Source organism: Arthrobacter sp. zg-Y40, from assembly GCF_020731535.1.
Taxonomy (GTDB): Bacteria; Actinomycetota; Actinomycetes; order Actinomycetales; family Micrococcaceae; genus Arthrobacter_B.
Genome location: NZ_JAJFZS010000013.1, coordinates 1 through 13,073 on the forward strand (window position 1 = coordinate 1; position 13,073 = coordinate 13,073).

Consider the following 13,073-nt stretch of genomic DNA (forward strand, 5'->3'; position numbering starts at 1 on the left):
GTCGGGTGAGTGACTCCTCGGCCCCCCCCCCCCCCCCCCCCCCCCCCCCCCCCCCCCCCCCGCCCCCCCCCCCCGCTGCCGTGTTTCCCGCCCTCCGCGGCTTTCCAGTACGCTTGGAAGGCAATTGTCCAGGCCCCAGTAGCCCAATTGGCAGAGGCAACCGACTTAAAATCGGTGTGTTGTCGGTTCGAGTCCGACCTGGGGTACAGCGAAGCCGGCATGCGGTTCCACCGGCAGGCAGTTCACCGGCAGGGAAGCGCCCTAGCCCTCGTTGCGGCCCCGTGCGGAGCGGTTGCGGTGGCGCAGCAGGAGGGCTCCGGCCAGCCCGCCCAGAATCACGACGGCGGCTGCGGCCGGCAGGACCGCGGATGAGCGTTCAGAGCCGGACACAGGGGTGGCCGACGGCGACGGGACAGGCGTCCGGGACGTAGGGGGCGCCGTCGTCGGAGCAGGCGCACGCACCGGAGCCGGAACTGCGCCGCCTCCAGCCGGAGCTGTAGCAGGAGCAGTGGTGGCAGCGCTGGAGTCAGCCGGCGTCGGGACGGGATCCGGGGCCGGTGAAGACGGCTGCAGCTCGAACCCGGGGGGAGCCGGAACCGCCTCGGAGTAGTTGCCCGTTGCCGGGTCGTAGCTGCTTTCTCCGGGGTTGTAGGGGGCGGGATCGCCGGTTGCTGCGCAGGTCTCCACACCGTCCACGACGGCGGGCACCAGGCCCGGCGCGCAGGACAGTGCCTGCGCCGGCGCTGCAGCGCCGAGAAGGAGCAGGCTGGCGGCAGTGAGTGTGGAAGCGGCGGCGGTTACAGACCGGATGTGCAATTTTCCCCCAAATGAGCGTAATAAAGCCATCGTATAGGGCTGGACGGCCCCTACTCGCAAGGGCGCGGAGGCCTAAATGTGACGAGCGTTACAAGGCTGTAACCGCAGGCTCTTATATTCGACACAATGTTCCATTAGCTTTTCTTCTAATCAGGAACACCTGGTGTTGCGTCAAAGGCACCCGCCTTTCGATCGGGGAGATAACTTTTATGACTGCACTACGCCATTCCGGCGGTCTGGGCTTGGGCGTCGGATACGCCCGCACCGCTAAGATTGCCGCCCTCGGTTTGGGCTTTGCCCTGTTCGCCAGCGGTTGCGGCGGCAACAACTCCGAATCCACTTCGGAAGAGTCCACCGGTTCGAGCGACGCCGCAGCGGCGTCGGTCCTCACCTGCCCCGAGGGCGAAGGAGGCACGGGAAGCGATCCGGGAGCCAAGGGGGATGCCTCGGCCGTTCCCGCGTCCACCGGCACCACCGACGTTCCGCTGAAGATCGGGTCCCTGCTCCCGACAACGGGTTCCCTTGCCTACCTGGGCCCGCCGGAAATCGCCGGCGTCAACCTGGCTGTCAAGGAGATCAACGACGCAGGCGGTGTCCTGGGCAAGCCTGTTGAGGTGGTCCACCGCGACTCCGGCGACACCACCACGGATATCGCCACCCAGTCGGTCAACGACCTGCTCAGCCAGGATGTCAGCGCCATTGTGGGCGCCGCCTCCTCGGGCGTGTCCAAGACTGTTATCGGCAACATCACCGGCGCCGGTGTCATCCAGTTCTCTCCCGCGAACACCTCGCCGGACTTCACCACCTGGGATGACAACGGCCTGTACTTCCGAACCGCTCCGTCCGACGTCATGCAGGGCCGCACCCTGGGCAACTACATCATGAGCTGCGGTGCGCAGACGGTGGGCATGATTGTCCTCAATGATGCCTACGGAACCGGACTGCAGAGCAACGTCCAGAAGTCAGTGGAAGACGCAGGTGGCCAGGTAGTGGCCTCTGAGATGTTCAACGAAGGCGATTCCCAGTTCAGCAGCCAGGTGGATTCCATTGCCGCTGCGAAGCCGGATGCCGTGGTGATCATCAGCTTCGACCAGGCCAAGAGCATTGTTCCGCTCCTGAAGTCAAAGGGTATCGACGCCAGCCAGATGTTCTTTGTGGACGGCAACACCTCGGACTACAGCGACAGCCTGGACGCCGGAACGCTTGAAGGGGCGCAGGGCACCATTCCCGGTCCGTTCGCCTCGGATAACTTCAAGGACTCCCTGCTGGCGATCGATCCGGCCCTGAAGGACTGGTCCTACGCGGGTGAAAGCTATGACGCCGTTACCCTGCTGGCGCTGGCCTCCGAAGCGGCCGGCAGCACCGACGGCAAGGCCATTGCAGCCGAACTGCAGGGTGTCTCGGGTGAAGGCGAAAAGTGCTACGACTTCGCCGGTTGCGTGACCATCCTGCGGGGCGGCGGCGACATTGACTACGACGGTTACTCCGGCCCGGTCACGTTCGATGAGAACGGCGACCCGACGGAAGCGTTTATCGGTATCTACCAGTACGACGCCGACAACAAGCCGGTGCCGAGCCGCTCCGAAGAGGGCAAGCTCTAACTGCAGCGGGGATAACTGCGGCAGTAGAAATAGCAAGCAGATCAGCCTCGCCGGGAAACCGGCGGGGCTGATCTGTTTTTCGATGTGGCGTTGGTGGTTTTCCGGGTGTGACGGGGGCGGGGGACCATGGAGATAAAGGTAGGAGTGGCGTCCGAAAGACGAGTATTTGGAGTTTCCCGTAGGGCCGTTTTGACCCTCTTTTGGGCCCGGAAACGTCAGTGCCGGGTGAAATCCTTGAGGCATGGATCAGCTCGGAAACGCCGAACGGATAACCGAAGAATCAGGCACAAAACACCAGCCGGCTGAAGGCCAGGCTGATAAGGCGGATGCCTCCGACTCGGAGCGCACACTCGCGGTTTTCCGGGCTGATTTGCATGTTGTTGCGGTTAACGACGCCGGACAAGTCGGCGGTGGTTTCGACGCCGCGGCCTCCACCACCGCCTATGCCGGCGCTGCCGGAAATCCAGGCGCTGCCGGAGATCCAGGTTTTGACGCCGGTTTTCCGGACGGTTTCAGCGGGCTACTGGCTCTGCAGAACCTTGAATCCTTTGACGAACAGGCCACCTGTGATGTTTTGGCCCGCGTGGTGCATCTGGTGCGTTGGACACAGGCCCAGCAAGCCCGCCTGATCCACCATATGGAGGAACTCTTCCGGTCCGGCCTCTGCAAGGATTTGGGCCGGGAAGAAGCCGGGCTCGCGTTCAGCCTCGCAGCCTCGGAATGCGCAGCCATTCTGAACGTCCCGCAGACCACCGCGCAGGGGATGATGTTCGAAGCGGACAGGCTCTGCAGCACCCATACCGCCACCCTGGCCGGATTGGAAGACGGACGGTTCAGCTACGGGCACGCTCAAGTGGTGCTCGACCAGTGTGAGAACATTCCGGCGTCGGAGCTTCCCGGGTTCGAGTCCGAACTGCTGGCCAAAGCAGAGGGCGTAACGAGGAGCCAGTTCTGTGCCAAGGCCAGGCGGCTAAGGGAGCGCAAATACCCGGAGACCGTTCCTGAACGGCATCTGACTGCCTTCGATAAGCGGCGCGTCGTCCTGGACCGGGACGAAGACGGCATGTCATGGCTGTCCGCCCACTTGCGGGCCGCGGAAGCCCAGCAAATCTACACAGCCTTGAGCACTGCAGCCCGCGGCGAACAGGCCGCCGGTGACTCCCGGACTGCGGACCAGCTACGCGCCGATGTCCTGGCCCAGCTGCTGATGGGCGGCCTCAGCTCGGCCCGGTCCCGTGCACGAAGTGGAGCAGGCGGCGGAGCAGGCAGTGGACCTGCCGATGCCGATCCCGACGGCTCAACGGTCCTGCCGCGGGCGGAAATCATGGTCCTGATCAACGCCGAAACCCTCTTTGGCGCCAACGAGGAGCCGGCTGAGCTCCACGGCTACGGTCCGATCAGCGCCGAAGAAGCCCGCCGACTGGCCCGCAACGCGGTGGGGTGGACGGGTCTGGCCCAGGATCCGAAGACCGGTGAAATCCTCGCGGTGGGCAGGCGCCGGAAAGTCCCCGCCGGACTGGCCCGCTGGCTGCGCGCCCGCGACGGGACCTGCCGGTTCCCGGGTTGCAGGGTCAGCACCGCCGTCACGGAAATAGACCACACCATCGACTGGGCCAAGGGCGGCCCTACCGAGCACGGCAACCTTGAACATCTGTGCCGCCGGCATCACCGGTTCAAGACCCTGGGATTCTGGAAAGCATCCCAGCCCACGCCGGGCGTGATGGAGTGGACCTCGCCCACGGGACGGGTTTATCGGACCGAACCCTTTCTGGAACTGGCACCGCGGTAGGGTTCGCGGGCCTGGCGGAAGGACCGCCCCACCCACCGATCACGCGTGCCGTCCGCAGGGGGAGCGAAGGCAGACATAGCGAACGGTCCTGCACTTCGCGCCCGCGAACCCAAGCCTGCCTCTAGACGGGTCAGGGCCCGTCCCCGGCATACTTTCCCGGGGACGGGCCCTGACAGCCAGACAGCCGTGGCAACTAGGCGGACTCTGCCAACGTTCCCAGGTACAGCTGGATGACCTTCGGGTCTTTCATGAGCTCACGTCCGGTACCCGTGTACGCGTCCTTGCCCTGGTCCAACACATAGGCTCGGTCGCAGATCTGCAGGCAGCGGCGGGCATTCTGCTCCACCATGATCACTGAAACTCCGGCACGGTTGATTTCATGGACCCGCAGGAAAGCTTCGTCCTGTTTCACGGGGGAGAGGCCGGCCGAAGGCTCGTCCAGCAGCAGTACTGCTGGATCCATCATCAGCGCCCGGCCCATGGCAACCATCTGCCGTTCACCGCCGGACAGGGATCCGGCACGCTGGGCACGGCGTTTAGAAAGCTCAGGGAAGACCCCCGCTACGAAGTCGAAGCGTTCCTTGAACGTCCGAGGCGCCTGATACACACCCATCTGCAGGTTTTCCTCGATGGTCAGCGACGGGAACACGTTGTTGTTCTGCGGCACGAACCCCACCCCGCGGCTGACGAGCTTGTTGGCTTTGAGTCCGGTCAAGTCCTGGCCGCGGACAACAACTGTCCCGGAATGAACCTTCACCAAGCCGAACATAGCCTTGAGCAGGGTCGATTTGCCGGCACCGTTGGGCCCGATAATGCCGATGAGTTCTCCTCGCCGGGCTTCAATACTGCAGCCGTTGAGGATATTGACCCCGGGAATGTAACCGGCCACAAGGTCGGTCACCTTGACGACGGAATCGCCCTCGAATGCATCGGCGCTCATGCCTTGTCCTTCCGTTCATCGACTCGCCCGCCGGCAGTGCCGGCAGGTTCAGTGCCCACCGAAGACTCGGCGTCGTGCTCCAATTCCGCCTCGAGCTTTTCAAAGCCCTCGGAATCGGCAAGGTCCACGTCGTGATGGGCGCCCAGATAGGCATCGATCACGGCCTGGTCTTTCATCACCTCGGACGGAGGTCCCTCGGCGACTACTTTGCCTTCCGCCATGACCACGACCCAGTCGGCAATGTGGCGGACCATGTGCATGTCGTGTTCCACGAACAGGACAGTCATGCCTTCGGCCTTGAGGTTCTTGATGTGGTCCAGCAGTGACTGGGTCAGGGCAGGGTTCACGCCGGCCATGGGTTCGTCCAGCATCACAAGTTTCGGTCGGACCATCAGGGCCCGCGCCATTTCCAGCAGCTTCCGCTGGCCGCCGGAAAGCGACGCCGCGTAATCCGCACGCTTGGTGTCTAGCTTGAACTTGGCAAGCAGGACGTCGGCCTGCTCGGTGATCTCGTTCTCCCGGCTGCGCCACAGCGGCGGCAGGAGGGCCCGCCACAGTGACTCTCCCGGTTGGGATGCGGCACCCAAGCGCATGTTTTCCAAGACGGTGAGCTTGCCCATGACCTTGGTCAGCTGGAACGTACGCACCATGCCCAGCCGGGCCACCTTGTAGGCGGATACGCCCGCAAGATCCTTGCCTTCGAACTGCCAGGTGCCGGACTGGGGAGTGTCGAAACCGGTGAGGAGGTTGAACAGCGTGGTTTTACCGGCACCGTTGGGGCCGATCAGGGCGGTGATCTTGTGCCGGGGAATCTCCACGTGTTCCACGTCCACGGCATTAATGCCGCCGTAGGTCCGGGTGACGTTTTGCGCCACGAGGATGGGATCCCGCTTGGCGCAGCCCGGACCCGTTTCTCCTGCGGCGATGGGTTGGGTATCGCTCATATACGGGTTCGCGACGGCGTCGTCCGCGAGGGTGTCGACGGGCGCGGCTATCGGCTCGGCGGCATGCGCCCCGCCGGCGCGGACTGAATCCCCGGGACTGGACTGGTCTGCCTGGTGGCTCATGCGAACGACAGCTCCTTCTTGTTGCCCAGGATCCCCTGGGGCCTGAAGATCATCAGCAGCATCAGCGCCACACCCACAAGGATGTAGCGGATCTGGCCTGCTTGGGAAGTGGTGATGAAGGTGATGTATCCCGATTCGATGGCGCCGTACAGGACGCCCTGGGTGATGGACAGGATGGCCCAGAAGATCATCGATCCCAGCACCGGTCCCAGCACGGTGGACATGCCGCCCAGCAGCAGGGCCGTGTACAGGTAGAAGGTGAGCTCGGTGCCGTAGTTGGCCGGCTGCACGGCGTCCCGGGGGAGGGTGAAGATGATTCCGGCCAGGGTGCCGAGAAGGCCGCCGATGATCAGTGCCTGCATTTTGTAGGCGTAGACGTTCTTGCCCAGGGCGCGCACGGCGTTCTCATCTTCACGGATGCCCTTGACGACACGGCCCCAGGGGCTGCGGATGAGCATCCACACCAGCAGGCAGGCAACTATGACCAGCGTCCAGGCTACGATGCGGATCCAGACGTCGCGCTCGTTCATGGAGAACGGACCGATGTTGTAGCTGCCCTCGGGTACCGGGTTGAGGTCGTAGAAGCTGCCGGTGAAGGCGGCGAGCCCGTTGGCGGATCCGGTGACGGAGGTCATCGAGTTGGTGGTGACGACGTACCGAATGATTTCCGCGGCGGCAATGGTGACGATGGCAAGATAGTCCGCACGCAGCCGCAGCGTGGGAATGCCCAGGATGACCGCGAACACCACAGAACCCAAAAGGGCAATCAGCAGGGCCAACGGCAGCGGGGCGTTGAAAGAGAGGATCGGAATGGCGAAGCCGTAGGCTCCCACCGCCATAAACCCGGCCTGGCCAAAGTTCAGGAGGCCGGTGTAGCCGAAGTGCACGGCGAGGCCGAGAGCGGCCAGCGCGTAGGCGGCCGTAGTGGGGCTGATGATCTCGTTGAAGGCACCGAGAAGAATATTGGCGAAATCCATGTGTAACTAAGCCCCTTAACCTATGCGCTCGCGGCGGCCGAGAAGGCCCTGCGGCCGGACCAGCAGGACAAGAATCATGATGACTAGCGCGCCGACGTATTTCAGGTCAGCCGGCAGCCAAAGAGTGGAGATTTCCACGAAAAGCCCCACAAGGACGGAACCGACCAGCGCTCCGAACACGGTGCCGAGACCGCCGAGGGTAACCCCGGCAAAGATCAGCAGCAGAATCTGCTGGCCCATATTGAAGGAAACTCCCGGACGGTAGTAGGCCCAGAGAATGCCGCCCATGGCAGCCAGCGCACCGCCAATGACCCAGACCAGCCGGATCACGCGGTCCACATCGATGCCTGAAGCAGCCGCGAGTGCGGGATTATCCGAAACCGCCCGGGTGGCCTTGCCGATCCTGGTCCGGAGCAGCAGCAGCGCTACCACCAAAATCGCGGCCAGGCTGACAATCAGGGACACCAAGGTGTTCCGGGGAATGGACACCGGGCCCAGCTCCAGGACGGGGCTCTGGGAACCGGGCAGCGGCTGGGTTCCGCCGCCGAAGAAGAACAGGACGGTGTAGCGGACGGCGACGGCAAGGCCGATGCTGACGATCATCATCGGAACCAGTCCCGTACCCCGCCGGCGCAGCGGCTTCCAGATGCCGGCGTCCTGCACGTATCCGAAGGCGGCACCGCCAAGCACCGCCAGAGGCAGGGCCACCCAAACCGGAAGCCCGATGGCGGCGAAAGCGAAAGCCAACACCGCGCCCAGGGTCACCATTTCACCGTGGGCAAAGTTGGTCAGGCCGGTGGTGCCGAAAATCAGTGAGAGGCCGACGGCGCTCAGGGCCAGCAAGAGGCCGAAGCTCAGCCCGGCAACGGCGCGCTCGGCCAGAAGCGAGCCGAAGCTTTCCTGCTGCAGGACAATTCCCTCGCCGAGCAGGAACAGGGTGGTGATGTTGCTGGTACCGGCGAATGTCACCGTCCGCGGGTTCTTCTGGCCTTCGGCGAGGGCTACGCCCTCGGGGAGGCTGGATTCATCGAGTTCCACTTCATAGGCGCCCTGTTCGGGCACCCCGATGGACCAGGAACCGTTCGCTCCGGTAACGGCTTCACCCTCGTATCCGTTGCCGGTGGCCGTGACCTTCACCCCTTCCAGCGGGGTGCCCTCATTCTTGATGACGCCGCTGATCCGGTCACGGAATTCAGCGCCGTCCGTGGGTCCCGGGCTGGTGGCCGGCGCTGAGGCACCGTCCGACGGGCTGGTTGTAGTTGCGTGAGCGGCAGGGGCTGCGAAGAGCAGGGCAGCGAACATCGCCGCCACCGCTGCCAGCATCCCCAAATACCGGGTCAGCGCCGATGTTCTTGCCAAGTTCCGAAACCTCCGCGCAGGGCTGCGGCACCGCAAAAGCGGTCCGCAGGCGGGTAGATGTGACTCAGGTCACCGATTGGGGAACATGCTACCCACAGAATGTTTCAGGCAGTGACGTTTGTCCCTGCCCGTATGTCGCGATCCCGTAACGACTTTGTTGCCGGCAGCGCAAGACCGCAGGACCAGAGGGGACCCGCCTCGACCGAACCGTTACCTAAAGAGGCGTATTTGCGGGAATCCGCGGCCCCGGCCGTTCGTTGGACTTTGGTAGGCTGACCCTAAACAGCCCCCCAGATGGAGGACACTTTTCATGGCACTTGGCGGAAATCCGGTTTTCAACGGAAAGAACTTCCGTTCCCAGACCCGTGGCGGAGCAGCCCAGGGGTCGCTGGCAACGGATAACACCTACATGACCCCGCAGCAGCTGCAGGATCTGTACACGGCGCCGTCGGCAAAGCCTTCGGACATGGGTCGGATGACTTATGACGACGTGATCATGAAGACGGTGTTCTGCCTCGCGGCAGTCCTGGTGGGCGCAGCAGTCCCCACCTTCGTCCTCCCGTCCATGGGCATGGGCCTGATGATGCTGGGCGCACTGGGCGGATTCGTCCTTGGCCTGGTCAACTCCTTCAAGCGCGAACCCGTACCGGGCCTGATCCTTGCCTACGCGTTCCTGGAGGGAATGTTCCTCGGCGGGCTGACAGCCGTCCTCGACAACGCCTACCCGGGCGTTGGGCTGCAGGCGGTACTGGGCACCCTCGCGGTCTTCGCCGTCACCTTGGTGCTGTTCCGCAGCGGCAAGGTGCGTGCGACCCCCAAGGCTGTCCGGTTCTTCATGATCGCCATCATCGGTTACGCGGTCTTCTCCCTGATCAACGTCGGCCTGATGATCTTCGGCGGCGTAAATGATCCGTGGGGCCTGCGCGGAGTGGAAATCTTCGGCATCCCGATGGGCGTCTTCATCGGCCTGCTGGCCATCGGCCTGGCTGCCTTCTCCCTGGTCATGGACTTCACCTCCATTGAACAGGGCGTCAAGGCCGGTGCCCCGGAGCGCTACTCCTGGACGGCGGCCTTCGGCCTCACCGTCACCTTGGTATGGCTGTACGTGGAGATCATCCGGCTGCTGGCCATTCTCCGCGGCAGCGACTAACCACCCAGAACCAGCTGCGTACAGTCCCGCAGCAACACACGGACCGTATTGGAAGGCCCGCCGGCATTACGCCGGCGGGCCTTCCGCTGTTTAACGGGCCGCTGCCGCCCGGCCGTTAGAAACCAATTTGGGCGCTTACTCTGGGCACCCGCCGCCGGCCGTACCTACTATGGCCCGCGTGGGGAGCGGTCCCTGCATGGGGAGCAGCGGGACCCGGAACAGGTCACACGGCCAAGGCCCGGGCACCTGCTGGAAAAGGAGTCTTCGGTGGCCGAACATGACCGGCAATCCGTGCTGGAAGAACTACTTGACGTCCTGCTGGGCGACTGGGATCCGGAGGTGTTCCTGGCCGGTGCTGCGGAAGCAGCCGCAAGCCGGCTGGGGCTCGCGGCCCCGGGCGGATGCGCGTTGGCGGTGAACCGCAGCCGCCGGCCCCTGCTGTCCGCCCGGTCCGCCGGACTGGCGGCGGAGGCGGCCGGCTTCGGACCGGGCAGCCCGGCAGGGACGGTGCTGGGCGGTGGCCCGGACGCCGTCGTTCCGGATGTGCGCGCGGAGCAGCGGTGGTCCGCAGTGGCAGGTGCAGGTGCAGGTGCCGCAGGCGTACGTTCGGTTGCCGCCGTTGCGCTGCCGCTGGCGGGGGAGCGCGGGGTGCTGGCGTGCTATTCGGACCGGCCGAATTCCTTCGGACCGCTCGAAACGGGCACTGTCCGCGGTTTCGCGGCGACGGCCGCCAAACCCCTGCGCCTTGCCCTGCTCCTTGATATGCAGACCGCAAAGGCAGCGAATCTCCAGGCAGCACTGGAATCACGCACGGTGGTGGACCTGGCTGCGGGCATCATCATGGGACAGAACGGCTGCAGCCAGCAGGCAGCCATCGACATCCTGCGCAGCGTCTCCAACAGCCGCAACATCAAGATTCGCAATGTGGCCGCCGGCGTCGTGGCAGCGGTCAGTGACCGGGTTGATACCCATTTCGATGAGTAGCTTCCCTGGAGGGGACCGGAGCCGGAGCCCTTAGGTAACGTTGAACCCATGAATGGAACCGGCACTGAACATGCAGCGGCCCTCCCGGCTACCGGCACCCAGTACGAGATCAGCCGTGGCAGCGCCCGGGCGGTGATCGGTTCCCTCGCCGGAGCGCTGCGGCACTACTCCGTGGACGGGGTGGAGTTGTTTCAGTCCTACCCGGATACCGCCATACCGCCCTCGGCCAACGGTGTCCTGCTTGCGCCGTGGCCCAACCGGGTGGCGGACGGGCTGTGGACCCTGGACGGTGCGGAGCAGCAGCTGGACATCACCGAGCCGTCGCGCGGCCACGCCAGCCACGGGCTGCTGCGCAACACCGGGTACACGCTCCGCGAGCAGGACCAGGCATCCGTGGTCCTGTCCGCCGAAATCTTCCCGCAGCACGGGTATTCGTTCCATCTCCTGCACACCGTTCGCTACGGCTTGGACGACGACGGCGGGCTGGCGGTGCGCCAGAGCCTCACCAACCTGGGAACGTCGCGCGCACCTGTCGCCCTGGGCGCGCATCCATTCCTGCGCTTGGGAGATGTGCCCACGGAAGACCTGGTGCTGACCGTTGCAGCTGACGCAAGGCTCACCACCGATGAACGCCTGATCCCCAACGGCAGGGAGGAACCCGCCGGGGAAACCGACCTGCGCGCAGGAAAACGCGTGGGCGGACTGGATCTGGACAGTGCCTACACGGACCTCCAGCCGGCCGGAACGGAGACCGGAGGAGGCGGGGAACCCGGGTACCGGCACACACTCACTGCGCCGGACGGGCGTACCGTCAGCCTCTGGACCGGACCCGAATGCGGCTATGTCCATGTTTTCGTCACGGACAAGTTCCCCGGACAAGACTGCGCCGTGGCGCTGGAACCGATGACCGCTCCGGCCAACGCGCTGAACTCCGGGGAAGGGCTGGCCTGGCTTTCGCCCGGCGGGAGTTTCGATGCGCAGTGGGGTATCCGGGCCGGATCAGCGGACCGCGGCGGTAACAGCACGGAATAGCCGCGTAAAGTCAGCTTCACCACCAGCAGGGTGTGGAAGGATGGCCCCATGAAATCCCATGCACGCCGCGCGGCTGCGCCCCGGGCGCTGCAGGCCGCAGCAGCGAATCCAGTCCGGTCAGGGGAAGATGTCCCCTTCGCCCTGCGGGTAAGCGCAGCTTGGGCCTGGCGGCTGGGCATAGTCCTCATAGTGGGGGCGGGGCTCATCTGGGTCCTGAGCCATTTTTCGCTGCTCATCATTCCGCTGATGATCGCCGCACTGCTCGCCGGACTGCTTTCGCCGGTGAGCAACTGGCTGCGCCGGAACAGACTGCCGGGCGGACTTTCGGTGGCAGTGACCCTCCTGGCGTTCCTGGGGCTCATTACCGCCGCGCTGACCCTGGTAGGCCGTCAGCTGGCCCTGGGCTTCCAGGACCTGTGGGGCGAAACCATGGCAGGAGTCCGGCAGATCCAGGACTGGCTGTCATCCGGGCCGCTTCACATCAGCACGGACCAAATCGACTCACTGTTCAGCGAAGCCAGTGACACCCTGCAGGAGAACTCCGGGAGCATCGTTTCCGGCGCCCTCAGCGTGGGCAGCAGTGCCGGACACTTTGCCGCAGGCGTGCTGCTGACCATCTTCGCCCTGATCTTCTTCCTGCTGGACGGGCCCCGGATCTGGCGCTTCACTGCTGGACTCCTGCCGAGGCGGGCACGGCCCGCGGCCTACGGTGCCGGAATCCAGGGCTGGGACTCCATGGTCAATTATGTGCGTGTCCAGGTGGTTGTTGCCCTGATCGATGCGGTTGGCATCGGCGGCCTGGCCGCGCTTATCGGCGTGCCTCTGGCCCTGCCCCTGACCGTACTGGTGTTCCTGGGGTCTTTCGTTCCGCTGGTTGGAGCCTTCGTGACCGGCTTCGTGGCGGTGCTGCTGGCCCTGGTGGCCAACGGCTGGGTCAATGCGCTGGTGATGCTCGGCATTGTGCTGTTAGTCCAGCAGGTGGAATCGCACATCCTGCAGCCCCTGGTGATGGGCCGTGCCGTCTCGCTCCATCCGCTCGCCGTCATCCTTGCCGTCACCGGAGGGACCCTGGCCGCAGGCATTCCGGGGGCCCTGTTCTCAGTCCCGTTGCTGGCCATCCTCAACGCCGTGGTCCGGTACATTGCCGCCCGGCACTGGGAAAATGACCCGGCCGTGGAAGAGCAGTTCGGCGCCGGTCCGCACTCCGGGCCGGATCTCCACGGCAACGATCCGGGGGACGGGGCAGCCGGAGACGGGAACTCCGGGACCGGCGGTAAGACCCCCGGAGCCGGCAGTGACGAGAGCGACCATGAACATAACCCCGAACGCGCGTTTGTTCCGAAGGAAGAGCACTGACT

At 64.8% G+C, this 13,073-nt stretch carries 11 protein-coding genes and 1 tRNA gene; 7 read left to right on the forward strand and 5 right to left on the reverse strand.

Annotation, left to right across the window (positions count from 1 at the left end; translation table 11 throughout):
• Positions 1-132: 132 nt before the first annotated feature.
• Positions 133-206: transfer RNA gene (locus LJ754_RS13150), tRNA-Leu, on the forward strand.
• Positions 207-261: 55 nt separating this feature from the next.
• Here the strand turns inward: LJ754_RS13150 and LJ754_RS13155 are convergent.
• Positions 262-816, reverse strand: a complete 555-nt coding sequence (locus LJ754_RS13155) for a hypothetical protein (RefSeq protein ID WP_227926939.1) — start codon at positions 814-816, stop codon at positions 262-264.
• A 209-nt stretch (positions 817-1,025) separates the two neighbouring features.
• Here LJ754_RS13155 and LJ754_RS13160 point away from each other — a divergent pair, with 209 nt between their 5' ends.
• On the forward strand, positions 1,026-2,417 hold the full coding sequence (locus LJ754_RS13160; protein WP_227926940.1) for an ABC transporter substrate-binding protein: 1,392 nt from the start codon (positions 1,026-1,028) through the stop codon (positions 2,415-2,417).
• Positions 2,418-2,658: 241 nt separating this feature from the next.
• Complete coding sequence (locus LJ754_RS13165) at positions 2,659-4,206, forward strand: HNH endonuclease signature motif containing protein (protein ID WP_227926941.1); 1,548 nt, start codon at positions 2,659-2,661, stop codon at positions 4,204-4,206.
• Positions 4,207-4,399: 193 nt separating this feature from the next.
• Here the strand turns inward: LJ754_RS13165 and LJ754_RS13170 are convergent, their stop codons facing one another.
• From LJ754_RS13170 to LJ754_RS13185, 4 genes are all read right to left on the reverse strand, one after another.
• The gene (locus tag LJ754_RS13170) at positions 4,400-5,146 is read right to left on the reverse strand and encodes an ABC transporter ATP-binding protein (protein ID WP_227914073.1); all 747 of its coding nucleotides are present in this window, start codon (positions 5,144-5,146) and stop codon (positions 4,400-4,402) included.
• Positions 5,143-6,090, reverse strand: a complete 948-nt coding sequence (locus LJ754_RS13175) for an ABC transporter ATP-binding protein (RefSeq protein ID WP_227927031.1) — start codon at positions 6,088-6,090, stop codon at positions 5,143-5,145. Before LJ754_RS13175 ends, LJ754_RS13170 begins: the two co-directional genes overlap by 4 nt.
• 119 nt (positions 6,091-6,209) lie before the next feature.
• The gene (locus tag LJ754_RS13180) at positions 6,210-7,190 is read right to left on the reverse strand and encodes a branched-chain amino acid ABC transporter permease (protein WP_227926942.1); all 981 of its coding nucleotides are present in this window, start codon (positions 7,188-7,190) and stop codon (positions 6,210-6,212) included.
• A gap of 15 nt (positions 7,191-7,205) precedes the next feature.
• Positions 7,206-8,513, reverse strand: coding sequence for a branched-chain amino acid ABC transporter permease (locus LJ754_RS13185; protein WP_227927032.1), 1,308 nt, complete (start codon positions 8,511-8,513; stop codon positions 7,206-7,208).
• A gap of 346 nt (positions 8,514-8,859) precedes the next feature.
• Between LJ754_RS13185 and LJ754_RS13190 the strand changes: the two genes are divergently transcribed.
• The 4 genes from LJ754_RS13190 (at position 8,860) to LJ754_RS13205 (ending at position 13,071) form a co-directional block, all read left to right on the forward strand.
• Positions 8,860-9,699, forward strand: a complete 840-nt coding sequence (locus LJ754_RS13190) for a Bax inhibitor-1/YccA family protein (RefSeq protein WP_227926943.1) — start codon at positions 8,860-8,862, stop codon at positions 9,697-9,699.
• A 267-nt stretch (positions 9,700-9,966) separates the two neighbouring features.
• Positions 9,967-10,683, forward strand: coding sequence for a GAF and ANTAR domain-containing protein (locus LJ754_RS16975; RefSeq protein ID WP_227926944.1), 717 nt, complete (start codon positions 9,967-9,969; stop codon positions 10,681-10,683).
• A 48-nt stretch (positions 10,684-10,731) separates the two neighbouring features.
• Positions 10,732-11,715: an aldose 1-epimerase family protein gene (locus LJ754_RS13200; protein WP_227926945.1), complete on the forward strand. Its 984-nt coding sequence runs from the start codon at positions 10,732-10,734 to the stop codon at positions 11,713-11,715.
• 48 nt (positions 11,716-11,763) lie between these two features.
• The gene (locus tag LJ754_RS13205; protein WP_227914078.1) at positions 11,764-13,071 is read left to right on the forward strand and encodes an AI-2E family transporter; all 1,308 of its coding nucleotides are present in this window, start codon (positions 11,764-11,766) and stop codon (positions 13,069-13,071) included.
• Positions 13,072-13,073: the final 2 nt, after the last annotated feature.